General features: G+C 54.8%; 22 protein-coding genes and 1 tRNA gene. 10 read left to right on the top strand and 13 right to left on the bottom strand.

Annotated features, from left to right (window positions below):
* Window positions 1-14: 14 nt before the first annotated feature.
* Entirely contained in the window at window positions 15-506 is a 492-nt protein-coding gene (locus G7W63_RS15520; RefSeq protein WP_166260161.1) for a DUF192 domain-containing protein, read from the top strand.
* A 110-nt stretch (window positions 507-616) separates the two neighbouring features.
* Window positions 617-2,200, top strand: a complete 1,584-nt coding sequence (locus tag G7W63_RS15515) for a flavin-containing monooxygenase (protein WP_166260158.1) — start codon at window positions 617-619, stop codon at window positions 2,198-2,200.
* Between the two features lie 168 nt (window positions 2,201-2,368).
* Here the strand turns inward: G7W63_RS15515 and G7W63_RS15510 are convergent, their stop codons facing one another.
* The 3 genes from G7W63_RS15510 to G7W63_RS15500 form a co-directional block, all read right to left on the bottom strand.
* The gene (locus G7W63_RS15510) at window positions 2,369-2,686 is read right to left on the bottom strand and encodes a KGG domain-containing protein (protein WP_166260155.1); all 318 of its coding nucleotides are present in this window, start codon (window positions 2,684-2,686) and stop codon (window positions 2,369-2,371) included.
* 229 nt (window positions 2,687-2,915) lie between these two features.
* Window positions 2,916-3,701 (bottom strand): Crp/Fnr family transcriptional regulator, encoded by a 786-nt coding sequence (locus G7W63_RS15505; RefSeq protein ID WP_166260152.1) that lies wholly within the window; start codon window positions 3,699-3,701, stop codon window positions 2,916-2,918.
* Between the two features lie 61 nt (window positions 3,702-3,762).
* Window positions 3,763-5,103, bottom strand: coding sequence for a sigma-54-dependent transcriptional regulator (locus G7W63_RS15500; protein WP_166260149.1), 1,341 nt, complete (start codon window positions 5,101-5,103; stop codon window positions 3,763-3,765).
* A 542-nt stretch (window positions 5,104-5,645) separates the two neighbouring features.
* Here G7W63_RS15500 and G7W63_RS15495 point away from each other — a divergent pair.
* From G7W63_RS15495 to G7W63_RS15480, 4 genes are read left to right on the top strand one after another with little or no spacing between them, the layout of a single operon-like run.
* The gene (locus G7W63_RS15495; RefSeq protein ID WP_166260146.1) at window positions 5,646-6,362 is read left to right on the top strand and encodes an SRPBCC family protein; all 717 of its coding nucleotides are present in this window, start codon (window positions 5,646-5,648) and stop codon (window positions 6,360-6,362) included.
* Window positions 6,359-7,576, top strand: a complete 1,218-nt coding sequence (locus tag G7W63_RS15490) for a zinc-dependent alcohol dehydrogenase (RefSeq protein WP_166260143.1) — start codon at window positions 6,359-6,361, stop codon at window positions 7,574-7,576. Before G7W63_RS15495 ends, G7W63_RS15490 begins: the two co-directional genes overlap by 4 nt.
* A gap of 51 nt (window positions 7,577-7,627) precedes the next feature.
* On the top strand, window positions 7,628-7,957 hold the full coding sequence (locus G7W63_RS15485) for a four-helix bundle copper-binding protein (protein ID WP_166260140.1): 330 nt from the start codon (window positions 7,628-7,630) through the stop codon (window positions 7,955-7,957).
* 55 nt (window positions 7,958-8,012) lie between these two features.
* Window positions 8,013-8,459, top strand: coding sequence for a DUF2383 domain-containing protein (locus tag G7W63_RS15480; RefSeq protein ID WP_166260137.1), 447 nt, complete (start codon window positions 8,013-8,015; stop codon window positions 8,457-8,459).
* A gap of 281 nt (window positions 8,460-8,740) precedes the next feature.
* Here G7W63_RS15480 and G7W63_RS15475 read toward each other — a convergent pair whose 3' ends face one another.
* Window positions 8,741-9,928 (bottom strand): zinc-dependent alcohol dehydrogenase, encoded by a 1,188-nt coding sequence (locus tag G7W63_RS15475; RefSeq protein WP_166260132.1) that lies wholly within the window; start codon window positions 9,926-9,928, stop codon window positions 8,741-8,743.
* A gap of 334 nt (window positions 9,929-10,262) precedes the next feature.
* On the opposite strand from G7W63_RS15475, the gene G7W63_RS15470 reads away from it, so the two are divergent.
* Window positions 10,263-11,117: a SprT-like domain-containing protein gene (locus G7W63_RS15470; protein WP_166260129.1), complete on the top strand. Its 855-nt coding sequence runs from the start codon at window positions 10,263-10,265 to the stop codon at window positions 11,115-11,117.
* Window positions 11,118-11,176: 59 nt separating this feature from the next.
* Here G7W63_RS15470 and G7W63_RS15465 read toward each other — a convergent pair whose 3' ends face one another.
* Window positions 11,177-12,805 carry a hypothetical protein gene (locus tag G7W63_RS15465; protein ID WP_166260126.1) on the bottom strand — a complete coding sequence of 543 codons (1,629 nt, stop codon included), beginning with the start codon at window positions 12,803-12,805 and terminating at the stop codon, window positions 11,177-11,179.
* A gap of 178 nt (window positions 12,806-12,983) precedes the next feature.
* Window positions 12,984-13,313, bottom strand: a complete 330-nt coding sequence (locus G7W63_RS15460; RefSeq protein WP_166260122.1) for a DMT family transporter — start codon at window positions 13,311-13,313, stop codon at window positions 12,984-12,986.
* 167 nt (window positions 13,314-13,480) lie between these two features.
* Between G7W63_RS15460 and G7W63_RS15455 the strand changes: the two genes are divergently transcribed.
* Window positions 13,481-14,479 carry an SDR family oxidoreductase gene (locus G7W63_RS15455; RefSeq protein ID WP_166260118.1) on the top strand — a complete coding sequence of 333 codons (999 nt, stop codon included), beginning with the start codon at window positions 13,481-13,483 and terminating at the stop codon, window positions 14,477-14,479.
* Between the two features lie 101 nt (window positions 14,480-14,580).
* On the opposite strand, the gene nirK is transcribed toward G7W63_RS15455, so the two are convergent.
* The 3 genes from nirK to G7W63_RS15440 form a co-directional block, all read right to left on the bottom strand.
* Window positions 14,581-15,966 (bottom strand): copper-containing nitrite reductase, encoded by a 1,386-nt coding sequence (nirK, locus tag G7W63_RS15450; RefSeq protein WP_207308965.1) that lies wholly within the window; start codon window positions 15,964-15,966, stop codon window positions 14,581-14,583.
* A gap of 151 nt (window positions 15,967-16,117) precedes the next feature.
* On the bottom strand, window positions 16,118-17,773 hold the full coding sequence (locus tag G7W63_RS15445; RefSeq protein ID WP_166260115.1) for a putative bifunctional diguanylate cyclase/phosphodiesterase: 1,656 nt from the start codon (window positions 17,771-17,773) through the stop codon (window positions 16,118-16,120).
* A gap of 281 nt (window positions 17,774-18,054) precedes the next feature.
* On the bottom strand, window positions 18,055-18,378 hold the full coding sequence (locus G7W63_RS15440; protein WP_166260110.1) for a helix-turn-helix domain-containing protein: 324 nt from the start codon (window positions 18,376-18,378) through the stop codon (window positions 18,055-18,057).
* A 413-nt stretch (window positions 18,379-18,791) separates the two neighbouring features.
* Here G7W63_RS15440 and G7W63_RS15435 point away from each other — a divergent pair, with 413 nt between their 5' ends.
* Window positions 18,792-19,319: a hypothetical protein gene (locus G7W63_RS15435; RefSeq protein ID WP_166260106.1), complete on the top strand. Its 528-nt coding sequence runs from the start codon at window positions 18,792-18,794 to the stop codon at window positions 19,317-19,319.
* A gap of 76 nt (window positions 19,320-19,395) precedes the next feature.
* On the opposite strand, the gene G7W63_RS15430 is transcribed toward G7W63_RS15435, so the two are convergent.
* From G7W63_RS15430 to G7W63_RS15415, 4 genes are all read right to left on the bottom strand, one after another.
* On the bottom strand, window positions 19,396-19,995 hold the full coding sequence (locus G7W63_RS15430; protein ID WP_166260101.1) for a hypothetical protein: 600 nt from the start codon (window positions 19,993-19,995) through the stop codon (window positions 19,396-19,398).
* A 673-nt stretch (window positions 19,996-20,668) separates the two neighbouring features.
* Complete coding sequence (locus tag G7W63_RS15425) at window positions 20,669-23,161, bottom strand: DUF4062 domain-containing protein (RefSeq protein ID WP_166260098.1); 2,493 nt, start codon at window positions 23,159-23,161, stop codon at window positions 20,669-20,671.
* A gap of 205 nt (window positions 23,162-23,366) precedes the next feature.
* Window positions 23,367-23,453 (bottom strand) — tRNA-Leu (locus G7W63_RS15420).
* Window positions 23,454-23,539: 86 nt separating this feature from the next.
* Window positions 23,540-24,163, bottom strand: coding sequence for a class I SAM-dependent methyltransferase (locus G7W63_RS15415; protein ID WP_166260095.1), 624 nt, complete (start codon window positions 24,161-24,163; stop codon window positions 23,540-23,542).
* A 184-nt stretch (window positions 24,164-24,347) separates the two neighbouring features.
* On the opposite strand from G7W63_RS15415, the gene G7W63_RS15410 reads away from it, so the two are divergent.
* Window positions 24,348-25,799 (top strand): cytochrome ubiquinol oxidase subunit I, encoded by a 1,452-nt coding sequence (locus G7W63_RS15410; RefSeq protein WP_166260091.1) that lies wholly within the window; start codon window positions 24,348-24,350, stop codon window positions 25,797-25,799.
* Window position 25,800: the final 1 nt, after the last annotated feature.

Here is a 25,800-nt window from a genome sequence, read left to right as displayed (position 1 = left end):
ACCAGAGGATGGAGATGAACCTGTTGATCGGGCCTTTACCAATAGCCGCCGTGGTGCTTTTGTTTGCCGGCTGCGCACCCATGGAAGCCGCCCAGGAAGAGCTTGAGCTCGCCCAGGCTTGCCTGGTGACGGGTCCGGATACCGTCCACATAGAAGTGGAGCTCGCCCGGACCCGGGATGAACGGGAGCGAGGTCTGATGGAGAGGACCGAGCTTGACGAGCACAGGGGTATGCTCTTCATCTACGAGGATTTGCGCCCGCCAAGTCACAGCTTCTGGATGTATAACACCCCGCTTCCCCTGGACATCGCTTTCATCAGACCGGATGACACCATTGGTACAATCCGCGCTATGGCACCCTGCCCTGACACCGCCGGGCGCTGTCCCTCCTACCCTGCCGATGTGGCGTTTACCAGGGCGCTGGAGATGAACCAGGGCTTCTTTTCCAGGGCGGGCGTCAGGGAGGGCGACCGGTTTTTGCTCAAAGGCCAGCCCGGCTGCGACTGATGAGCAGGAGGCAACTGGCCCGATTCGGTATGCCGGCCTCATAAGGACCGTTTACACTGAAGGCTGAGTTACGCACTATTCTAATAAGCCAGTCCAATGAGTCGATCTTTATGCGTCGTAAATCCCAAGCCTCCACCCCCTCCTCCATCGCCGCTACCACCCCATCAATAATCATCCTGGGTACCGGTTTTGGCGGACTCTGTATGGCGATTGCACTGAAAAAGGCCGGCATTGATGGCTTTACCATACTGGAGAAGGCCAGTAGAGGCGTCGGCGGAACCTGGCGGGACAACACCTACCCCGGGGCTGCCTGCGATGTTCAATCACACCTTTACTCTTACTCTTTTGAGCCCAAACACGACTGGACCCGCAAATTTGGCAGGCAGGCGGAGATCCGGGCGTACATGGAGAGTTGCGTTGAGAAGTATGAGCTTGGGCCCCACATTCAGTTCAACAAGGAAGTGACCGAAGCGGTCTTTGACGAGAGCCTGAACGAGTGGCAGCTTACAACCGCTGACGGCAGCTCATTCAATGCCACTGTCCTGGTAACGGCCACGGGCCAGCTCAACCAGCCAGCCTACCCGAACATTGCCGGCAAAGACGAGTTTAAAGGCAAACTGTTCCACTCGGCACGCTGGGACCATGACTATGATCTGACCGGCAAGAGAGTCGCGGTTATAGGTACAGGGGCAAGCGCCATTCAGTTTGTGCCCGAAATCGTTGGCAAGGTGAAGCACCTGACCCTGTTTCAACGGTCCGCTGCCTGGGTGATCCCAAAACCTGACCGCAAGTTCTTCGGCTGGGAACACTGGCTTTTCAAACATATCCCATTTCATGACCGGGCTTACCGCGCACTTATTTACTGGAAAAATGAAAGCCGCGCGCTGGCCTTTACCCGCTTCAATGCCCTGCTGGAGCTGTTTTCATGGCTGGCAAAGCGGGAAATCCGCAAACAGGTCCGGGACCCTGGCAAAAAGGAAAAACTCGTTCCGGACTATAAAATTGGCTGCAAGCGGATCCTGATTTCCAACGATTGGTGTAAAGCCATGGACCAGGACCATCTGGACATCGAGACAGTCGGTATAAAAAAGATCAGCGCAAAAGGCGTAATAACTCAGGATGACCGGCTCCATGAGGTAGATGCGATCATTTTCGGAACCGGATTCAAGGCCACGGACTTCCTGTCACCGATTTCCATCAGAGGCATTGACGGCCTTGACCTTAACGATGCATGGCGTACCGGTGCCGAGGCTTACAAGGGCATCACCGTGGCCGGTTTTCCCAACCTCTTCATGCTCTATGGCCCCAATACCAACCTGGCCCACAATTCCATACTGTTCATGCTCGAATCCCAGGTTGCCTATGTCATGTCAGCCATCCGCCTGTTGCAGGACAAACAGTTAAAAGTGGCAATGAACGTAAAGGCTGACCGTCAAAGTACCTACGTCAATGGTATTCAGGCGAGGCTTGAAGGCAGTGTCTGGCAGTCTGGCTGCACGTCCTGGTATAAAAATGAGCATGGCAGGAACACGGTAAACTGGCCGGGCTTCACCTTTACCTACCGGTTAGCAACGCGTTCGGTGGATCCCACCGATTACGAATTTCGGGAACCAAAGCCGGTAGCGAAATCAGAATCCATGACCGCGACGATATCCCGAGAAGAGTCAGCTGCCTCTGAAAGCCCGACAGTCTGAGCCAGGCTGGTTCGCGGGAGTTAGAATCGCGGGAGTCAGAATAGTGGCGACCGAAGTTCAGGGTGTCAGTAGAAGACGGTAAGCCTGAACCCGCGCCAAAACGAACAGCACCCGGGTGATATGCCCGGGTGCTGTCTCCACTGCTTTTCAGTAAGCATAGGTGGCCACTTAGCTGTTGCGGCCGCCCTTCTTACCTGCCTTACGAGCTTCTTCTGAGTCAAACTCGTGGGCGCTGCCAGTCTCGTGGGCTACTTTGCCCCCTTTCTGGCCGGCCTTGCGTGCCTCTTCAGAGGTAAACTCGTGGGCATTACCGCTTTCATGGGCTGCCTTGCCACCCTTCTGGCCTGCCTTACGAGCTTCTTCGGAATCAAATTCATGGGCCTGGCCTTGCTCGTGGGCAGCCTTACCGCCTTTTCTGGCGATTTCCTGCTGCTTGTCTTCATCCATTGAAGCAAAACCGCGGTTGTCAGTTCCTTTATTAGCCATAATTGACCTCCATCATTTGTTGGTCCTACTTGCAGCGGACTGGCTGTACCAATCTGCCACATACTGTGTTAAGCAAAGCATGGGCCAACTATCAGGACGTCTTTAAAGCCAACTAAAAACAGCTACTTAACTGAGTATACGGGTTAAAAGGAACGTTTGGCTGGCAGGAAGTTCGCAATATTTTCAACTCTCGCGAAATAATTTCGTGTAGATGCATAATACATATTCCTTATGCGGACCTGCGCGTTTCCGCTCCCGAACTCTCTGTCTGACACGCTTCCGCTTTGAGACCGGGAATATCGATGAGCGTGATGCCATGGCCGGTTGAGCCGACCACACCGTTCTCCCGTAACTGACGAAGCGTTCTGTTCACATGCACCAGGCTCAGGCCAAGCGCATCAGCGATGACGGCCTGGGGTATGCGAACGGTATCCACGGGCTCCAGGCGCTGCCTGCCAGGCTGAAGTTCCCTGGGGCCCCGGCCGAAGAGGTAGGCTGAATTAACGGTTCCCGGAGTCGCCCTTGACCGTATTTCCAGCAGGAAATGGGCGACACGGCGGCGCGCGGGGGCCCTGCTAAGGGTTAGAAGACGCTCGGTCAGGACCGCCTGCTGGTGGGATAGAAGATTTATGAACCGCCGGGACAGTTCCGGCGACTGATAGAACAATCGTGAGACATCGGCTTTGTCATAGCTGACAAGACGGGTATCTGTCAGGGCCATCAGCCCCGAGCTGTACCAGCGCTCGGAAAACTCGTTCAGTTCGAGAATTTCGCCCGGAAAGTAGAGGTCGACCACCTGTCTGCTGCCGTCCTCAAGATAGCGGTAGGCAACGGCGGAACCTCGCTCAATCACATGCAGGCGGTTGGCCAGGTCCCCTTGGCGGCTGATCACCTCACCGCGACGCAGGTTTCGTCCACTGAACGGTAGACGATCAATATGCCTTTGATCAGCCACCGTCAGCGGTGAGCCGTTTTCAAAGCGTGCACGAAGCACCGTTGACGTGTCGCTCGGCATGATCCCTCCCTAGATTACGCGCCGTGCCTGCATTGGAAGATCGTCAGCCTAGTCTGTCTGCTCACCCCTCCTTTTCGTATTCCCGGAGTCTGTTGTAGAGCGTCTTGACACTGACCCCGAGCACCCGCGCGGCCTTTTCCTTTTTGCCGTCGCACTTACTCAGCGTCGCAAAGATCAGCTCTTTTTCCACCTCTGCCATGGACGTCCCGACACGGACGCTTAACTGGCCACCCTGGTTTGAGACAGGGGCGTAGTGCTGAAAAATCTCCTCAGGCAGATCGGCCGTATCGATGATTTCACCGGCCATGATGTGAGCCCGTAGTACCAGATTCTTCAACTCACGCAGGTTGCCGGGCCAGCGATAATCCTCCAGGGCATCCAGGGCCTCGTCAGTAAACTCCTTCGTGGTCTGCTCAATCTCGTTGAGTTCTTCAAGAAAGTGGCAGGCCAGCAATCGCACATCCCCGGACCGGTCCCTGAGTGGTGGCAAGGTAATCGGGAAAACCCTTAACCGGTACAGAAGGTCAGCCCGCAGCCGACCTTCCTCGACCTCCTGCTCCGGATCACGGTTGGCGGCAGCAATAATGCGCACGTCGGTGTTCTGTTCCTGGCCGCTACCTACCTTTGCAAAACGACTGGTTTCCAGCACCCGGAGCAGTTTGACCTGCAGATCCATGGGCATCTCGGTGATCTCATCGAGAAACAGGGTGCCGCCATCAGCCCGTTCGAAGAGACCGCGGTGGTCCCGAACAGCGCCCGTGAAACTGCCTTTCTCATGGCCGAACAGCTCACTTTCGATAAGCTGTGGCGCAATAGCGCCGCAGTTCACCGGAATGAACGGTTTGTCACTACGCCGGCTCTGCTCATGGATTGCCTGGGCGACGATTTCCTTGCCGGTACCGCTCTCACCGGTGATCAAAACCGTGGCAGATGTTGGGCCCACTTTTCTCACCGTATCCACCACCTGGCGCATAAGGCTGGAGGTGCTGGCGGGCTTGCTTAACCTGGTGGTCGCGTCCTGGTCCGCATTGCGGCTAGGGCCCGTTTTCGAGGTGGTCGCAGGCAATGGTTGCTTCAGCGCTTTGCCCAGTACGCGCCAGAGACTGTCAAAACTCACAGGTCGTGAGACATAATCGGTGGCACCCTGGGCCAGCGCTCGCTGTGCAACGAAGTCAGCGTCAGCGGGACCGATCACGATGACCCTGGCATTGCGGATCACCGCCTCCTTGATCAGGTTGAGCTCGGCAACCGAATCCTTGTCCACGCCCAGCACCAGAACAGACGGCCGGGTCTCCCGCACCAGAATGCTGGCCTGCTCAATCTCGTTGGAGATGGTGACTGGAATCTGCCGTGCCAGCAGGCCTTTGGCCACGGCAACGGTAGCGTCTCCCCTATCCATCATCAAAACGTGATCCGCAGCTTCTGACTGCGGCACGGAATAGGATTTTAAAGGCGTTGTCTCAGTTGGATGCATTCTCAGGTTCCCTCCAGATATGTTGCCTCCATGCCCCTCAGCGACATCGCCCCGCCAGCGTCTGCTGAATACCGGCGCGGCCTGCTGGGTCCCTTGCTGAACCCTTTTCTTTAGAAAAAACCAGCATTTCCTCAAACATGAACTTGAGATGCGGGCGAGTCAATACACTAAGTTATAGCCGCCTAGAACGGGGAAAACCTTCATGTTCTCAATCATGTAGCATTTATAGGGTATCCCCTACCTAAGCTCTTAATATGCTTGGCATGTTGTCTGGATAACGGGGCGGTATTCAGAAAACATACCAAGTAACAAAACATCATTACGTTAATGTTAAAGACTCGTCAGGAAGCTACCTGTAGCCCTGGCTCAAGGGGAAAAATACCCGAAAATTAACCTGTGATAATTCATCCGTACCACTGGTTGTGCTCAACATAGGGTTGTTCAAACGCTTGCACATTCAAGGAGGAATTATGCACGGTTCCGGTAGGTTCCCCACCCATTCCCACGGTTCCAACGACAGCACCTCACCCCAGCAACTCATGCGCTACGCAGGCATGGCCGGCGGCGGCCTGGTCGCCGTCTCCGGCTTGCGTCGTGGCGGCGCCGTAGGTGGGTTGTTGACTGGCCTTGGCATAGGCCTGATCCTGAAATCAGCCCAGGAGCAGCGCGCTGCCTCAGGCCGCGCCCCGGTTATCGGGTTGCAGCGAACCACCATTCACCTGGAAAGCACTGTCAACATTGATCGCCCCAAGAGCGACATCTATGACTTCTGGCGCAGCTTCGTACGGCTTCCTGAAGTCATGGACTTCCTGGACCGGATTGAGCCGGACAGCCGCGGCTATACCCGATGGGTCGCCAAGGGACCCCTTGGCAGCTCTGTTGAGTGGACTTCGGAGGTAACCGAAGACGTCCCCAACGAGCGGATAGCCTGGGCCTCTCTTACCGGGTCAGACATTCACACCTGGGGCGACGTGACGTTCAAGCAGGGTTTCGGCGGCCTTGGTACCGACGTAACGGTAAACCTCAACTTCGAGCCCCCCGGGGGCATGATTGGAGCTGCCGTAAACCATTTTCTGTCCGGTCTTGAGAATGCCGTACTTAACCAGAACCTCCGCCACCTCAAGGCGTATATGGAGACCGGTGAAGTTCCGACCAACCGCACGCAGAAATCAGGGAGGCTCTTATGAAGGCTGTCTGCTGGTACGGCAAGGAAGACGTCCGGGTCAACAACGTCCCTGACCCGGAACTGGTCAATCCCCGGGACGCCATCATCAAGGTAACGTCCACCGCCATCTGTGGCTCAGACCTGCACCTGTACGATGGTTATGTGCCCACCATGCAAAAAGAGGACATCCTGGGCCATGAGTTCATGGGCGAGGTGGTGGATCTTGGTCCGGGCGTCAAGAACCTCAAGGTAGGTGACCGGGTCGTGGTCCCCTTTACTATTTCCTGTGGCAGCTGTTTTTTCTGCAGCAAGGACCTCTATTCGCTCTGCGATAATTCCAACCCGAACGTTGCCATGGCCGAGAAGTTCTGGGGCCACACACCCTGCGGCATCTTCGGCTACTCTCATCTTGTTGGTGGCTATGCCGGCGGCCAGGCCGAGTACGTTCGCGTACCCTACGCCGATGTCGGTCCTATGAAAGTGCCTGACCACCTGCATGACGACCAGGTGCTTTTCCTGACCGATATCTTCCCCACCGGCTACATGGCGGCAGAGAACTGCAATATCCAGCCGGGCGAAACCGTCGCTGTCTGGGGCTGTGGTCCGGTAGGCCAGTTCGCCATTGCCAGCGCCTATATGCTGGGAGCGGAACGGGTTATCGCCATCGATGACGTGCCAGAGCGCCTTGACATGGCCCGTCGGCAAAAGGCCGAGATAGTCGACCTGAATGACCTGCCCAACAGCTTTCAATTGGTAGACAAGCTCAAGACAATGACCAGTGGACGCGGACCGGATTCGTGTATAGACGCAGTTGGCATGGAGGCGCACGGCATGGGAATCGAGCACATGTATGACCGTGCCAAGCAGATGCTGCGCTTTGAAACAGACCGGCCCAATGCCTTTCGACAGGCACTGATGTCCTGCCGTAAAGGTGGCACGGTTTCGGTACCGGGTGTGTATGGCGGCATAGCGGACAAGATCCCCCTTGGCAGCATGATGAACAAGGCCCTGACCATCAAAACCGGTCAGACCCATGTCCAGCATTACCTCAAGCCGTTGATGGACCGGGTGGCCAAAGAGGAAATCGACCCAAGCTTTGTGATCAGTCACCGGCTGAGCCTGGACGATGCGCCCGAGGCCTATCGCATGTTCCGCGACAAGACCGATAACTGCACCAAGGTGGTTATGCGTCCCGGGCAGAATCCGGAAGGCAGGAAGCTTCCCCATTACGCCTAGATGGCATACCAGAATGGGTTTGCCCTATGACCACTGAAAAGGAGATCAGCTATGGATCAGTTGAAATACCAGGACTGCATTGATGCCTGCAACCGCTGTGCCGATGCCTGTGACCACTGCTCGGTGGCCTGCCTGAGCGAAGAAAATGTTGCGATGATGGCACGCTGTATACGGCTCGACATGGACTGTGCAGCCCTGTGTCGTTTCACCGCCGGAGCACTGGCGCGGGATAGCGAGCATGCTGCCCAGATCTGCAGGCTGTGCGCCGACATCTGTGAAGCCTGTGCCAAGGAATGCGAGAAGCACGATCACGACCACTGCAAAGCCTGCGCGAAGGCGTGCCGTGACTGTGCCAAAGCATGCCGCGATATGGCCGCCTGAAAGGCGGCCTTTAAATAAAACCTTAACCTAAAAAATGATGAAAGGAGACCAGTAAATGGCTACGGAAAAGCTGAATTCAGACAGTATTATCAAGAAACTCAACGATCTGGTGGAGCTGGACTACGACGCCATCGAAGCCTACCAGGCAGCGGTGGATCGCCTTGACGACACGGGCTTCAAATCCAAGCTCCAGGAGTTCATGAAGGATCATGAGCGTCACGTACGCGAGCTCTCCGAACAGATCCGGACCGAGGGCGGCACGCCTCCCGACAGCGGGGACGCCAAGGCAGTGCTTACTAAGGGCAAGGTGGTCATGGCCGACATGGCCGGTGACAAGGCCATTCTGAAGGCAATGCAGACCAATGAAGCCCAGACCAACAGCAAATACGAAGACGCTGTGGAAGAAGCCTTTCCTGAAAACGTGCTCACCTTGCTGCGCAACGCTCTGAACGATGAACGTAAGCATAAGGCCTGGATCGACCAGACCCTTGATAAGCTGTAGTTGCCGGGAATCAGTTAACCGGTAAATCAGCCGTGAGAAGGTTCCCTTCACAAGCAACCCGGAAAGGTCACGCAAGTGGCCTTTCTTTTTAGGCTTTCTTTTTACCGGTCCAGAAACCAAAAAAAGCCCCGAGCCAGCTAATGGATCGGGGCAAGACAACCGCCTACTCAGTGGCGATCGGAAAGTTGGCGGCCCGGGAGCCATCGGTCCTCGACGCGAACCACCGGCTCCCATTGTGCCAAGGTACAGGGACTCAAGCCGACATCCTGTTTCTGAGCCGGTTACCGCGGTATGACTGTAGCCTTGAGCCAGCCCGGTTGCCTTGTGTCAAACTGCTTGTAGGCGTCGAGTACAGAGGGCATGTCCTCCTGCTTTTTGATAAAGCTGCTGAGGTCCACAGAACCGGATCGGACAATCTGGATCAGCTTGGGAATATAGCTCCGGTGATTACAGTTACCCATCCTGATGGTGAGGTTTCGGTTCATGGCCATGCCTATCGGGAAGGTGGTGTCGTTGGGCGGATAAACGCCGATAATCGACAGGGTTCCGGCCTTGGCCAGCGCCTCGGTTGCCCATCGCAGGGACTGTGATGGGGCTTTGCCGGGCTGCCAGAGTTCGCCGTCCGGATTCTGTTCCGGCGCAACCTGGGCCCGTTCGGCCTGAAAGTCGTCCGCGTTCTGGCCATGGGGACATTCCGCATCTACTCCTACCGCATCAATGGCGCAGTCTACCCCTATGCCACCGGTAAGCTCCCGGATCTTCTCCACCGGATCATCCTCTTCGAAATTGATGATCTCGGCGCCCTGCTTGCGAGCCTCTTCCAGGCGGTCGGGCCGACGGTCGACGGCAAATACACGCCCTGCCCCCATCAGTTTCGCCGACACGATGGTCAACTGGCCTACTGGCCCACAGCCGAATACGGCCACGCTGTGACCTTTCTTGATGTCCGCAAGCTCAGCGCCGAAGTAGGCCGTGGGGAAGATATCAGACAGCAAGATGGCCTGATCGTCGGAGACATCATCCGGCAGCTTGAACAGGTTCACCGCAGCAAATGGAATACGGGCTTTCTCTGCCTGCAAGCCGTCGAACGGGCCCGTGGGCTCCGGACCGCCATAAAACGAGGTACCGCCCTGCTTGCCGTGCGGGTTCACGGTATCGCACTGGGCGTAATAACCGGCCCGGCAGTAGGAACAGTAGCCACAGGCAATGGTTGAAGGGATCACCACGCGGTCGCCGGCCTTGAAGTTGCGGACGTCGTTACCAACTTCTTCGACCACGCCGACGCCTTCATGACCAAGCACGGTGCCCGGTTTCATGCCGGAGACCGTCCCCCGAATAAAATGCAGATCGGTGCCGCAAATGGCACTTGTGGTGATGCGAACGATCGCGTCCGTTGGTTCCTGAATGACCGGATCATCCACCTCGTCCAGCCTGATGTCTCCCACACCGTGAAATACCACCGCTTTCATAAGACGCTCCTTGTGTTATGGAAAGTGCTGATCGGTTGTTATGGAAAGTGCTGATCGTTTTTCAATGACAAGCAATTTTCAAGCCAATGCACCTCGTTAGCGAGGCAGGCTCGCCCCTGCCGTTATAAACAGGCGTGCGGACCAGCCCATAAGCCTTGCACCATCGACTGTCGGAAAATGCTGGAACGAGCAGGTAAATCTGACAGCAACCCGGGTGCATCTTCACACGATGTTACGTCCTGTTACCCCACTCACACTGAGTTTTTAGGCTACGCCCCTATCCTCGTTTTCATGCATTTGCCCTATTGCCCCAGCCGTACTGAAGGGAGCCTGAATGACCATACCTGCCTCATGCGCCCTGCCTGAAAATCAGCCACACCTGCACGCCCGGGCCATCCCGACCCAGGATCTCCAGGCCTTGTTTGAGCTTTGCAACGAGCGCTATTTCGACGGCTACCTGGTGCCTTCCTCCGGCTTCAGGCTCCGCTTCAGCCGATCGGTCAAGTTGTCCGGCTGCTTTCATTATTGCCTGGCCAGTTCCGAGGACTGGGGGATCGACATCTCACAGCGACTGAAGGACCATCCCTTCGCCCTGCTGAGCACCATGGTTCACGAGATGATCCATATGCTGGCCCATCAGCTTTTTCGTGAAACCGGGAGCCGTGAATATCTGGACGAGCAGGCCCTGCCTGGCCAACCCTTTACCAACCGTGGCCACGGCGCCTTTTTCATGGCCTGCCTGGAGCGTCTCAACCAGCGCTTTGCTGAACTGAGAATAACCATCAAGTCGACCTTTGGCGACTCCCTGTATGACCTCAGCAAAATCTCTCGGGAACGCCTATTGCTGATCTCCATCAGAGACGCCTCGATTGCTGGCGCCAGCAACCCGGAGCAGTCCAGCTCAAAAGGCATGATCTATAGGTTGGATCCGAAAGCAGAGCTGGACTGGGACAGACTGGCGAAGACCGCAGAAGAACTTCATGGCAGCCGGGAGATCCGGGTGCTCAGTGTGGCCGGCCACCGGGCGGAGGGATTTCCAGTATTGAGACGGGATAACGGAGCGCGCCGCAATATGAGGCTGCGCTCACTGCGCAATTTTAGCGCCAAGGTCATGATGTTGCTGGATGCGCCACAAACCGATGAGCTTCGGGAAGCACCCCGGAGCCCATCGTTAAAGACGGCCGTTTAGGCGTCTCGGAACAGTTTGAAAGGCGGTATATAGCCGTTCGCTGACGTCGGAGAGACCGGCTAATCGATAAAAGTGACACCGGGGATGACATTTAAACTGGCTGTGGATAGCGCTCGCCCGGGACCCAAAGCCAGACGTTCGAACAGGTCGAGGTCCCTGGAGAAGGCTTCGTTCGCATCGGATACAAGCTGCCTCAGTTCGGTGGAAACGCGGTCATCCGGTATGATGCGGTCGTTTACAATGCCCATGCCAATGCGTACGAGGAAATTGTCCAGGCCTTCAAATGCACCCCCCGCCTTCAGGCGGCCCGAACGCAGAGGATCACCGTTGATAATCTCCAGTCGTCCGACTATGCCCTCCCCGCCATTGCCAAGGCTGGCGACCGTCAGGAAATCCGTAACCAGCTGATCAATCCGCCGGGGCAGGAACAGGTTGATCACTGACGGGGGCACCAGCCCCAACGCCCGACCGCCCACCGTGACCTGGGGTACCTCGGTTACCTGCCCCTCAAACACGGCACCTGAAGCCGTTGGCAAATATTGGATATCCGTCTGCATACCGCCGACCCGGGCAACCACACCCAATATGGTCATCCTGGTATCAATATGAGCGGTGAGCTGGCGCGGCCGGTTCGGGTCAAAAGGCTCGAGATCCAGTCTGGGCCTGCCATTTGCGACCGGTAGGATCTCTCCCTGACCTGCCCCGTTGATACCGACCACCATCTCGACCTCTACTTGCAGGGTTTCGGTATTGCCCTTGAGAATCAGCAGGCGGCCGTGCTCGTTGTGAATCTCGACCTTCACTTTCAGTAACCGGTCCAGCATAGACAGATGCTGGGAAAGAACCGGGTACCGTTGGCCAAGGCGAGCGGTATCAAGCCTGAAGGCCGCCCGAACCTTGCGATAGGGCTCATCAGAAGCGGAACTGGTGAACAGAGTTTCCAACTGTCCAAGACGCGCCAATAACGACCACAACTCAGGGTAGGCCACCCATAGCTGGCTGATCAGCTCGAGTTCGTGATCGCCCAGATCGGGGTTCATGGCCCTGGCGGCAGCGCCGGCTTCTCCTGCCCAGACGTAATCCCCCATCGGTGGTTGCTTGCTCGCTGACACCTGGTGCAGGGCTTCCTGCCCGGCCCCGACAACGGTCTCCCAACTGATAGGCCCGAGCCCCAGCTCAAGGCTGCCGTCAAGCAGATAATGGGTTGCGTTCTGCGCTGAAATCCGGCGTGCCTGAACCCGGGCATCAAGGTCGCCGAGCCGGAACCGATCATTACTGCCATTGGCTCCGCGGATTGGCTCCGGCCCGACAAGGTACTGGCCGGCCTCGGAACGCCCATAGATGTTGAGCTTGCGCCACTGGTCGTCCTGCTCAGGTAGAAGACGGTAGAGCCCATCCAGATCAAAGCGCTCGAATGAGGCCCACAAACCGTCAATAAATCCCTGGGTCTGGGGATGGAATTCTGTGTGTTCCATAACGAGCCGCTGCAACCAGATGTAGTGCCTGAGCCTCTCAGCCGCCAGCCTGGCCTGATCACCGCCGGTGCCCACTAGCTCGACCGGTGGCTGCCAGCCGCGGCTTACGGTTTCCGCGAGCGCATCGCCACGGGCAGCTGAGCTATCGCCTATCAGAGCCAGGACAGTAAACAGACTCGCCGCCAGGAAGCCGAGCGGATGCAATGGACTCATGAATACCTCAAAACTCAAAGCTGACGGGGCCGGTGGCAGACACTACCGAAGCGAATGGCAGAGACATTCATTCAGTATATCCAAATACGGCAGCCCTCCTGACAGGCATGATGCGCCAAACCAGAACAAACCCATTAAATTTGTTCAATATGTGATCAGACCCACAGCTGCATAACCGTCACTGGACACTGGAGGAATAACCGTTAATCAGGATCACTCCCGCGACGATCAGCGACACGCCTACCATCGCCGGAGTATCCAGGGGCTGCGAGAAGAACACCCATCCAACCAGAACTATAAGCGCCACTCCCGAACCGGCCCAGACTGCATAGGCAATGCCCACCGGCATGGTCTTGAGGGTGAGTGATAAAAAATAGAAAGCCACCACATAGCTGATGACCACTACGACCGAAGGTACCAGGCGGGTAAAGCCTTCCGTACTTTTCAGGAAGGACGTGCCGAGCACCTCAGCACAAATGGCAATGGACAATAAAAACCAGTGGGACATGAGAGCACCTCGGTAAGCATCATAAAGGGCACGGGCTGAGAAATTTAACCCAGGTTAATTGCTTTAAGGGGCAGACGTGCGAAACATGGGGTTTCGTGTGAGCGGATGCCAGACCCTGCATTAGCAGGCACGAATGCCAAGGGAATCGTATTCAGGGAGGATAATACATGGCTAAGCGCAATCTGAAGAACGCTGTCGTAGTGATAACCGGGGCCACCAGCGGCATAGGCCGCGCCACCGCCCTGGCTTTCGCTGATAAAGGGGCCCATCTGGTGCTCGCGGCCCGAAAGCAGGACAAACTCGATGATATCCAGGACGCCTGCATCGAAAGAGGCGGCCTGGCCAATACGATACAAACTGATGTCACCAACGGCGCATCGGTGAAATATCTTGCCGAGCATGCGGCGCAGCTTGGGGGCGGCAGGATCAATGTCTGGGTCAACAACGCCGGTGTGGGTGCTGTCGGCGATTTCCTGGACACTCCGCTGGAAGCTCACGAGAAAGTGATTCGCACCAACCTGCTCGGCTACCTCTACGGTGCCCATGCGGCGCTGCCGTTTTTCGTCGAGCAGGGCGAAGGCGTGCTGATCAATAACATTTCCTTCGGCGCCTGGTTTCCAGCCCCGTTCGCAGCTGCTTACAGCGCCAGCAAATACGGCTTGGAAGGTTTCTCCCAGGCATTGAGAGGCGAGTTGTTCCGCTGGCCGGGTATTCGTATCTGCGATGTCTACCCCGCCTTCGTCAACACCCCCGGTATTTCTGACAATGCCGCTAACTATACAGGACGGAACCTTGGTAAACCCGGGCTGGCCATTGAGCCCGAAAAAGTCGCCGATGCGATGGTAAGTCTGGCCCAGAACCCCCGGGACCACCTCATGGTCGGCTTGACGGCACACGCCACCAGGGTAGCCCACGCTGTAAGCCCGAACCTCACCCGCTCCCTGGCCGCCCGGTTTGCCGATCTCTTCCTGGGCATCCGACCGGAACAGACCCCAACCTCCGGAGGCCTGTTTGAAGCCGGTCCGGGTAACCGGACCACGGGGGCAGACCCGCGGCAACGACAGGCGCTGCGATTTGCCGGTGCCGCTCTGGCAGTAGGCGGGCTCGCCTACCTACTGACCCGCCCTCCGGTTCGGCAAAGCCAGCTTGCACGTAAGGTGTTTTGACACCCCAAAAAAACACCCCGGCTTGCGCCGGGGTGTCCTGTGCTTTGCTTATGGGCTTTTCTGGTGCGATCTACCGGCCCTTATAAGCCTGGGCCGCGACCTTAGTGTCCTGCACTTTCGTGCACCAACTCGGAGCTTTCAAAGATTTCCGGATCGGCTTCTCCATTAACGTTCAGAATGCCCACCAGCCCTTTCTCTGCCCGTGACAGGGCGTGGTCAACCAGGATGTACTTGCCCGGGAACTCGGTGACAAACTCGACCATTGTGGCACCGCCAGGAGGCACCAGAGTAGTTTGCACATTGGTCAGTGGAGGGCTGGTCAGGGACGCCTGGTCGTACACCTTGTCGAAAATCTCGCCAATAACGTGGAAGCTGGATACCAGGTTAGGACCACCGACGCCGAAGAAGATACGGACGTTATCGCCAGTCTCGGACTCCATCTTGTGGGTAGCTGTCAGAGCATCCATGGCACCGTTGAACATCATGTGCTCTGGGCGCTCATCAAGCATTTTGTCCAGGGAGAACTCCTGCAGGCCAGAGGAGCCATGACGCTCGGCTGTGTAGAGTTCGCCCTGCATCACGTAGAACTCACGGTCGACTTCGGACAGGCCACCTTCAGGCTCCACCAGAATCAGGCCATACATGCCATTGGTGATGTGCTGGGCCACCATCGGGGTTGCGCAGTGGTAGACGTAGAGTCCTGGCGCCATGGCCTTGAAAGAGAAGCTCTTGGTCTGGCCCGGGGCCGCCTGGGTTACCGCAGCACCGCCGCCGGGGCCAGTCACCGCGTGAAAGTCCACTGAGTGAATGTGAGCGCTCTCGTCAGAGTTTTTCATGTTGACGGTTACGGAATCGCCAACGCGCACCCTGATCATTGGGCCCGGAACGGTGTTGTTGAAGGTCCAGAACTTGTAGCTGCTGCCGTCGCTAAGACGTCCGACCACTTCGGTTGTTTCCAGGTCGACAGTGATGTTCTTGGGCCCACGGTCGCCCACCGGTTCACCGACTTTATGGGGGTCCATGGAAAGATCCCGTTCCTCGGTTGCGGCCTGCTCCTTCGGGTCACCTACAATCACCTTGCCAACCATCCCGGCCGCCTTGTGGCCAGGCAAGGTGCACAGATACTCAAACGTACCTGCCTTGTTGGCCTTGAACACGATCGCCGTGGCCGATCCTTTGCCTGAAATCTCATCGGACTTGGCGTCAAATTCCGGCACCGCCAGATCATGGAGCGCCCCGTCACCATTGACCACGTTAATCTGGACAACCGCTCCTTCATCAACCTTCAGGTCCGGGTTGATCTGGCCCTTGGTGGGGCCCGCTTCACTGACATACACCAGCTTGCCGTCGGCAATGTCGGTTCGCAGCGTATAAGTTACATCCGGAACATAGGTTACGTCCGAGCTGCTCTGCGGATGCTCCGCAAAGGCCGGCGAAGCGAGTCCCACCATTCCGCATAATGTCGCTATCAAAACAAAGGCTCTCATGGTTTTTTCTCCCCGTTTCTAATACCCGCCTAGGGCGGGATCCATCAATGCGTTAAACATTGATCTGAAATAAGTGTATTGAGAGTCAAACCATTTGATCTTGATGTTCATCAAGTACTTAAGATTACCGGCCGGTAATTGTGGTTACCTCCTAGTGGTTATCTTTGGAGGGGAAGGTGATGCCAGAGACATTGCTGTCCTCGCGTGGCGCCGGACGTGCAAAGTAATAACCCTGCTGGAAAAACACCCCCGCTTCGTGCAGCCAACGCCGGTCTTCTTCGGTCTCCACGCACTCGGCAATCAGCGTCATCTGGAGGGTGTTGATCAAAGGCACAAGGCCGGTGGCCAGGTTCTGGGCGCGCTGGTCCATCGCCGCGGCGCGTACGAAAGAACCATCGAGCTTGAGTTTGTCCAGCGGGTACTGCCAGAGATAAGACAGCGACGAATAACCCACCCCAAAGTCATCGGCAGCGATCTGGACCCCACGATCATGAACCGCCTTCAATGGCTCCAGCACCAGTTCCGGTGAGCTGAACACACGCTCCGTCAGCTCCAGGGTCAGCCAGCTTGGTGGCAATCCGCTCCGGACCAGTGCCCGGTCCAGGCGTTTGACAAAATCCGGAGCCGTAATGGTATTGGCGGTTATATTAACGGCCACCGGCGTTCCCATGGCCATGGCTTCGTGACAGGCCCGCTCCAGAACCCAGAGGTCCAGATTGACAATCAGCTGCATCTCTTCAATAACCGGAATGAAATGCCCGGGCAGGATCATGCCCCGCCACGGATGGTGCCAACGGATCAGCGCCTCCATGGACACGGCTTCCCCGGTTCGGGTGTCAACGACGGGCTGGTAGTAGAGTTGAAATTCGCCCTCGCGGAGGGCGCGCTGGGCCTCAGCGGGAACCCAGCTGTAGGCCAAAACATGATCTTCCAGAGCAAGGCTGAAGAAAGCGTAGTGGAAACCGTTAAGTCGGGTGCGCTCAAGAGCGATGGTGGCACGCCGCTCAAGATCCTTGGCTGTCGTGCCGTCTTCCGGATAACGTGCAATACCCACATTCAGGTGAAGCATGAACTGGAGAACCCCGACTTTCAGGGGCTCATCGAACAGAAGGTCCATGGCTTGTATGCGCTTATGAGTCTGCTCGTCATTTTCATGGTGGATAAGCAGAATAAACTCATTGCCCCCTACGCGGCCCACACACTCGCCCTCATCCAATGAGCGAACAATGCGGCTGACGGCCTGATAGAGCGCACCGTCGCCCATTTCCTGGCCCAGGGCCTGGTTTATGCGTCTCATGCCGACAATCTTGAGCCTGAGGATGGCCCACTGGGCATCGGGCTGACTGTTAAATGCTTCCCTAGCAAGTCCAACCACCACCCGTCGGGTGGGAACCCCGGTGGTGCGGTCCAGCCTTCGAGATTCCGGTTCATCCTCGGTCGGTTCTTCCTCCTCTGCCAGCACAATAGCCAGGGCCAGCACCTCCCGGCCTCTTTCGGTATCCAGGGGGGATAATTCCCAGGCAACGTCCACGCCCCTGACACGTTGACGACAGCTCTGCAATTCGCCTGTCAGGGCGCTGGCATGAGCCTCGCGCAAGCCATGGTTTCCGGCCGATTCCGGAAACAGAGAGTCAATGCTCTCCCCGAGCGAAGGGCGGTGTTGATCAAGAACTTTGCCGATGCTCTCCCCGCGCCCGGCCTTGAGTACGCCGGCTTCGTCAAGCAACAGCATTACGCCGGGGGTATCTTCTAGCGGAAGGTCATCAAGAAGACTGTCCGGATCCCAATTCCCTGGGCCATTCGCCATACATCCACTTCCTTACTGTTGGTCTAATGCATGCACACAATATGCGGTATTCCAGGCCGCTCCACTCTGCCATCGGCGGAACAAGTAGACTTGGAATACTAGATTACAAACGAAGCCAGGCCAAACCCTTATGTTATTCAGGCATAAAAATCGGGAAGAACGAGGAAGTGGGCAAAAAATGACGTTTGACAGACATGACAGTCTGGATGAGGTACAAGGCGTAATTCAGTGATAGTTATAATCGACCAGACTTAAAACCAGCCGTAGCATGTGGCGGGCAATTACTCAGACCGGCTTCTCGACTTCTGTAAAAGATTTGAAAAGTCCACCAGAAGACTCCGGTCGCTAGGCGCCAACTGTATGAAATTGGCATTCAGATGGCTCTGACCATCACCGGACCGGCTGACTTCGGACACCTGGAAGAGTTCATTAACCGAAACGTTAAGAGAATCCGCCAACCGGTACAGAAGATCAAGGCTCGGCTTGGCAGCGTCCCGCTCAATACGCGAGAGGTTGCCTTCATGGGAATGTGCCTGCGTCGCCAACTCAGTCAGCGTGAGTCCTTTCGCTTTACGGAAGGACCTCAGGGTTGCACCTAGAGTCATAAGGGACTCCTTGATAGGGCATCAACGTTCGGTGGAAATGGGAAGGGTTCGTTGAGCGGTGAATAACGTGAACATACACTCACCATACGCCTTATAAGGTGCGTGTCGAGCATTAAATGAACAGTTTTGTTACTTCATTGATCAAGCGAGGCATTACTGTGACCCTAGCAATTTGGCTGAGGCACAGGTACTCCAGCTATTAGCGACCGAATCCTTAACAATCACGACCTAACGTTTCAGACAACATGAGCGGCCACCATTACTACATGACGTCACAGGACACTCGCTAACTGGAAATTTAGAATTTGGCAGGTTACCCTTCCAGCTTACAAAAATGTAATCTCCAGGGATTGGGGTAGGGTTAGTTCCCGGACCAGGATAAGAAGCGTCCGTGCCGTAAAATAGGACAAACAATGAGCAGTAGCGATAAACGAGCCCGTAACCTCATGGGGGAAGATCCGGATTTTCTCCTGCGCCTTTCCGGCAGTCCCCTACCTGGCTCTAACGCCTACAGTGCAGGCTATTACGACGGCGTCCACAGTCTGCCCTTCAACCCTACCAGTCAGATTTTGCCCCGAACCAGTGACGACCAGCCCGACAGGATCGTGGCACGGCTTTACCAACGCTTCGCACGCTGGGCAGCAAGGGGCTTTACGCCTGACAGTGATGGGTTTCAGGATGCCAGAGCTGATGTAACAGACTTGCTCCGGTCAATGGTCAAGGCAGAGCGCAATGGCTGGATGTCAGCCACTCACCGCCGATACCCGCCTGGGAGTCTGGTCGAGTTCAGGTTCAACCCGGACGGAAAGATGCTTAGCGGCAGGTGCGAGATAACCACATACGAAGACTATGGCGTCTGTTTTAAGCCGGCCTTGATGAGCAGCCAATCCTGTGCCCTGTCCGACATCGAGTTTCGACCGTTAGGAAAGAAACCAGAATAGATACCCTCGCCTCTGTCCGCCCCAATGCCTGGAGGCGGACTTGAACCGTCATAGCTTAACGGCCGAGGGATTTAAACTACCTCATGGGTGTGACTCGCCTTTTTGCGTCGCAGAAAAAATCTATTTCTTTGAGCATCTTTTGGCGAACAGCACCATTCTGATGTTTTATGTCGTAGCCGAGATTCCAGCACTTCACTGCAAAGTGCCACTGCGCGTATCGACGGCAGCCTTTCCAATCAAGCCCGCTGTACTCTTTACAGACACTATTCTCTACAACTCTTCCGTTATTCGCCGTTTGGTAGCTGAAGCGGTAGTGCTCGGGAGGGTCATTCTCCAATTCTGTTCCGGCCCATGTGGGCTCAAGCCCTAGAAGTAGCGCCAAAACAAACGGCAGTGCCTTGATTTTTTTCAATTCTGATTCCTTTGCCCTGAAATATATTGGAAAGCCTTTCTGGTTAATTGTGTCGCTCTGAGCACCAGACGGCATAAAAACAAGACGAAACTTAGAAAAGTGGGAGCATCTGGCTCCCCACTCTAAAAGTTTATTTTGTACCAATAAACACAGCGGCGACCTCACCGTCAGAGCCAGCAAACTCGAGCTCCATAAGGTCAGGGTCATAAGCGCCCAAACCAGTAAACTGGCCATTCCGTTGGGTGTCGGCACAGTTGCCTGCATCGAAAGACACTTCGAAAACGTTGTAGTTCTGGTCGGGTATGGTGATGCTTCCGTTGAATGCACATCCAGTTTCATCAGGTGATAAATAGATCTGTCCCGGTTTTCTTACATCAGGTGATAAATAGATCTGTCCCGGTTTTCTTGGTTTTCTTACATCAGGTGATAAATAGATCTGTCCCGGTTTTCTTAAATAGATCTGTCCCAGTTTTCTGGTTGTCCCAGTTTTCTGCAGTTTTCTTATGGTACGTGAAACGATGTGCAGCCTAAACAAACGTGACGTTATTTTTGTATGCTAGGTAGATTAGGTGATAAGTAAATCTGTCCCGGTTTCACGCATTTGCTTTGAGCATCTGTTGGCGAACAGAGCCAGTTTGGTGTTTGATGTCGTAACCTAAATTCCAACACTTTACTGCAAAGTGCCACTGTGCGTATCTGCGACAGCCTTTCCAATCGAGTCCGCTGTACTCTTTACAGACACTATTTGCTACAACTCTTCCGTTATTTGCAGTTTGGTAGCTGAAGCGGTAGTGCTCGGGAGGATCGTTCTCCAATTCTGTTGCGGCCCATGTAGGTTCAAACCCTATAAGTAGCGCTACAACAAACGGCGCTATCGTGGATTTTTCCAAAATTATTACCTCGGTGAGTCCGTTTCAATAATCATGTCAAAGCACATTTAGCTAGTTGCAGCTCGTGCAACCTTTTTTGCTTCATCGCGACTCATGGATACACCTAAATCTAACCAGTGGATTACGTTGTAATATCGGTACTTATCACTACTGACGTATTCCGCAAGAACAGACCTAATTCGTTTGGCGGGGAGTGCTCTCACGGTAAGAAGCGCAGCGGATTTACGAACCTTTTCGGACTCGTTATTGAGAAGTGAAAGCAATGCCTCCTCCGAGATCTTGGCAAACCGTTTTTCTGAACATAGGTCAATTGTGTTCTTCAGAATGGCGTCAGGCATTTCAAGACACAGAAGGTCTGAAACCGAATGTTTCTTGCCGATAGAGGTTATAGCTTTAGCTACTTCAAACTCAAACTCCCCATGTATTGCGTCAAGTTTCTCACCAAGTAATATCGCACCAAAACCTGCCCCTTTCCCATTTGTAAGTAGGGGTATGTCGATCCACTCTCCATGCTTTTGCAGATACTCTGCGTCAAGCTTCGAAGATTCTGCGTATCCAGTGCGGAGATTGGTGCGAATTCTACGCAAATCCTCGGGTTTCTTTGCTGAACAAAGTATGTCCAACCCTTGTCTCGTGAGCGTTTTGCACAAAAAACTTTCCATGCCCCTCATTTTCTTGATTAGATCTTTAATCGAGGGTACCAGGCCATATGCTTCCTCCATCCTACGAATCTTCCCTTCAAAATAGGCGCGGAAGCGGTCATCTACGTTTTGTCTCATTCCATCAGCATGTTTGCTGAAAAATTTCTCCGCAAGTACAAAGTAAGCAGCATCGTCATGAACCAGGCTCGACTCGGCTTTTAACTTCAGCTCCTCTTCAGAGGCCTGCCACAACAAACCCAACTGGTATTTCTTAAAAAATACCTCCCCTTCTTTTTCTGTTTTCTTTCCACCGCCTATCTCTAAACCAAGGAAACCACTTCTGGAGGTAGGAGTTACTAGGATCTGTTTAACTTTATTGTCGTCTAATGGCTTTCCTAGTTTAGAGAGTTCAAGGACAGCCTCGTATCGTATTCGAGGATCACTATCCGTAGTCAGCAGCTCGGCCGTAGCAACGTCCATTGCATCAGTAACGATTAGAGCCTGCATTGCACTTAACCGGACCTGCGAATTGCGATGTTCAATACCAAGAAACAGCTCTGCCGATTCGAGACTCTCTATCCCCGCTAATACCGCCCTCAGAAGGTGGGCATTCAGCGTCGCGAACTGTGACTCCATGACTATCTCTCGAGCGGCATCCAACTGACCGGATCGGATCATAATCTCAATCATGCACTCTAGTGCGCTCCGAGATGTCCCGTAATCGCTTCTTTCATACTCTCTCCTAACAACGTCCAGGTCGGCAACCGAACCGCACTTTGATAGGTATTCGAGAGCCGCCGTTCGAACTTGTGCCGAAGATTTATCCGAGAACCAATTCAAGACAACATTTTCCCTAATCTCGTTGTCCCTTATCATGAAATCGAGAGCCTTCAAAACCCATAGCGCTCCCACCTTCTCGCTATCACCGACTCCAGTGATTGAGGATATAACAGCACGATTTAAACTTGAGTCCGCTAAAGCCGAATACCAGCTCCACAACGGTACGTTCTCATTATCGAGGTGTTGAAAGCCCAGCCGAACTAGATATTTTATCTCACTCCGACCCAGCCCCATGTCTTCTAGATACGCCGAGAAAAGTATATTAATGTCATGGACACCTAAATTCATTTCCTCGTTGCCTGGTTTTGAGATCAAGTTCGACTGCAATCTGAACCTTGCAACGTCACTCGCGCTAACAATGTCTAAAGCGTTTGACTGCCTTATCTTCTCGACCATGCTCTCAAGAAACGCGAAGCCCTGAGCAGAAAGGGGAGATTGCTCTGGACCCCTAACTTCGACCCCCGTGTTTTGAATGACGGGTTGAGTACGTTTAACTTGGGGTTCGTCTCGCTCGGACAACTCATTGTCGTCTCTGAACCGAATCACATAGGCTGTGATGCATTTTCTAACGAGGGATTCTAGCTCCATCACTGTCGAAAAATTCTGAAATAGAATCTGTTTTTCAGCGATGATTGTGTCCCGAAATTTCAGAACTTTCTTCAAATCGTTACCAGGGTCCACCATAAACTCGTCGGGGACCTGCTTAAAAAAAAGCGAAATCTCAGGGTTTCCTTTAATTTCGCGTCTTTTCAGGGATCGGAGATATTCCTCTTCGAACCCAGACGAGAATTCCCCGCTCAGGTCTGGTGGGGTTCCCCATCTTTTCCAAATCATGCCCAAAAATAGATCGCATCTATCAAGTTCTTGGTTTATCAGCTGCTGTGGACGACCAAATCCGGCAACGGTTTCCTCCCACCCCATAAGCTCGATTTGTAAGCCAAGCTCATTCGCCCATGACTCATTAAATTCATTGACGACGCCGCGAATAGCATAACGCTCATCTTGTAAGTCGCCAGGTGAAGCAAGGAATGCTCGGATTATTTTTCTAGTGCTAGTCATAAATGAAGCCTGAAGCTCGATGTTTTGACGCACTATAGCAGGGCAAATGGAATGCATTATTTTTTATTGTAAGGTGCATCTTCGGAAACTGTTTAAAAGCACTCGGGGTCGCCCTTTAAGCAACACAAAGTGTCTACATTACGTCTACATTTAAAAGGAAAATTCGAAGTCGGGGGGAGAAAAAACCACACGGCATTGATTTTATTGGTGCCCGGAGCCGGACTTGAACCGGCACAGCCTAACGGCCGAGGGATTTTAAGTCCCTTGTGTCTACCAATTTCACCATCCGGGCATTCAGGAGGGAATTGCGGGCAGGATTGTATAAGGCCCTGCTGCTGAACGCAATTCGATCGCGGCAATTGCAGCCCTGCCGATGGGTCAGGTTGGCTTGTGGGCCCGGCCCTTGTAGATGTAGCCGGCGATTTTCGGGGTTTTGGGCATGTAGAGCGTCTCCAGCGCATCTACCTCAAAGCCTGCCTGCTCAATAAGCTCCGAGATCGGTCGGTTGAGGTGGCATCCGCCGGCAAACCTTTTCCAGCCGGGCGTGATACGGTCCTGCCACTTCCTGACTTTATAGTCTGGGGACTGGCCGTGTTCCAGGAACAGTAACTTGCCTCCCGGTTTCAGCACCCGCAGCATTTGGGCAAGCGCTGTCTGGGTGTCGGGTATGGTGCACAGGGTAAACGTCAGCAGAACGGTATCGACGGAGTCATTGTCCAGGGGGATCTTCTCCCCCGGAAGGTCCAGCCATTCGACGCGTACCCGTGCCTCACGCAAGTTAGCCCGGGCTTTGTGCCGCATGCCCTCGGACGGTTCCAGGCCGTATACAAGGGAGACTTTGCCGGCATCGTACAGGGGCAGATTGATGCCCGAGCCAATGCCTACCTCAAGCACCACGCCCTCGCACTCTGGCACAACCTGGGATCGTAGCTTCATGACCTGCCCTACGGAACAGGTTTTATCGATAAGATGCGGCAGTATGCGCTCATCGTAAAAGCCCATGGTTCACTCCATAATCGAAAGTGTTGTAAAATTGTATCCAAGCTATCACAGCTTGGTGGTCATTCATTGCCGAAAACTCAATAGAAGACCAACCACCGGTTTATAACAAGTCCAAGAAACGAAGTACTCAGAGTGGTTACACGAGCAGTAGTTTCGTCCTTTTCTGGTTAAGCCGGAGGCTTCCGTGGATCTCGATCCTGTCTTGTTATCGCGCATTCAGTTTGCGTTTGTCATTTCCTTTCATGCCATTTTCCCGGTGTTTACCATTGGTCTCGCCTCCTATATTGCCCTTCTGGAAGGTCTTGCCTTCAAAACCCGGAACCCGCTGTGGCTGACACTTTCCAGTTTCTGGACCAAGGTATTTGCCGTGGTCTTCGGTATGGGGGTGGTGTCTGGCATCGTCATGTCGTTCCAGTTTGGTACCAACTGGAGCAATTTCTCCCAGGCAACGGCCAACTTTATCGGCCCTGTTCTCAGCTACGAGGTCATCACCGCCTTTTTCCTGGAAGCGGCGTTTCTGGGTGTTTTGCTGTTCGGTCGCGACAAGGTGCCTCCCTGGGTGCACCTGTTCGCGGCCATTATGGTCGCCCTTGGCACGCTCATTTCCACCTTCTGGATTCTGTCGGCCAACAGCTGGATGCATACCCCAGCCGGGGTTGAACTCAGGGACGGTACCTTTTACGTGACCTCCTGGTATGACGCCATTTTCAACCCTTCCTTCCCCTACCGCCTGACCCATATGGTGCTGGCCTCCTTTCTTACTGGCGGCTTTGTGGTTGCAGGTGTGAGTGCCTGGTATCTACTCAATGGTCGTCAGGTGGAGGCAAACCGGAAGGCGCTCTCCATGTGCCTTTGGCTCCTGTTGATCATTGCCCCGGCCCAGGCAGTGGTTGGTGATTTTCACGGCTTGAACACTCTGGAGCACCAGCCCCAGAAAGTTGCCGCCATGGAGGGACACTGGGAGACAGCCACCAACGTACCCCTGCTGCTGTTTGCCATCCCTGATCAGGAAAATCAGACCAATCACTACGAGGTGGGCATTCCCGGGCTGGCAAGCCTGATTCTTACCCACGACTGGGATGGAGAACTGATCGGTCTGAACGATGTGCCGGCAGCGGAACGGCCCCCGGTGGCCATCGTGTTCTGGGCCTTTCGGGTTATGGTCGGGCTGGGGCTGCTGATGATTGCCTTTGCCTTAACCGGCCTGTTCCTGCGACGTGGAGGACGCTACTGGCAGACCCCCTGGTTCCTGCAAAGTATGCGCTTTATGAGTATAACGCCCTTTATCGCGGTACTGGCAGGATGGTTCGTCACTGAAATTGGCCGTGCGCCCTGGCTGGTTCAGGGCATCATGACCCATTCAGAAGGCGTCAGCCCGTCCCTGACCGGAGGTATGGCACTGTTCACCCTGATCGGCTACATCGTTGTCTACGCCCTGGTGTTTACCGCCGGGCTTTATTACCTCATGCGCGTGCTGTATGCCGGGCCTGAAGCCAGCGACCATGCCCAGGAATACGACAGTGGCAGACCGATGCGGCCCATGTCGGCCACCCATGTGCCCTTTGAAATCGAAGATGACGCCGAAGGCGGCATGCACAGAACGCCCGGAAGCCGGGCCAACCCGGGAGGACACTGAT

Source organism: Marinobacter salicampi (assembly GCF_011074795.1).
GTDB lineage: Bacteria > Pseudomonadota > Gammaproteobacteria > Pseudomonadales > Oleiphilaceae > Marinobacter > Marinobacter salicampi.
This window is presented reverse-complemented; position numbering and strand designations above follow the sequence as displayed.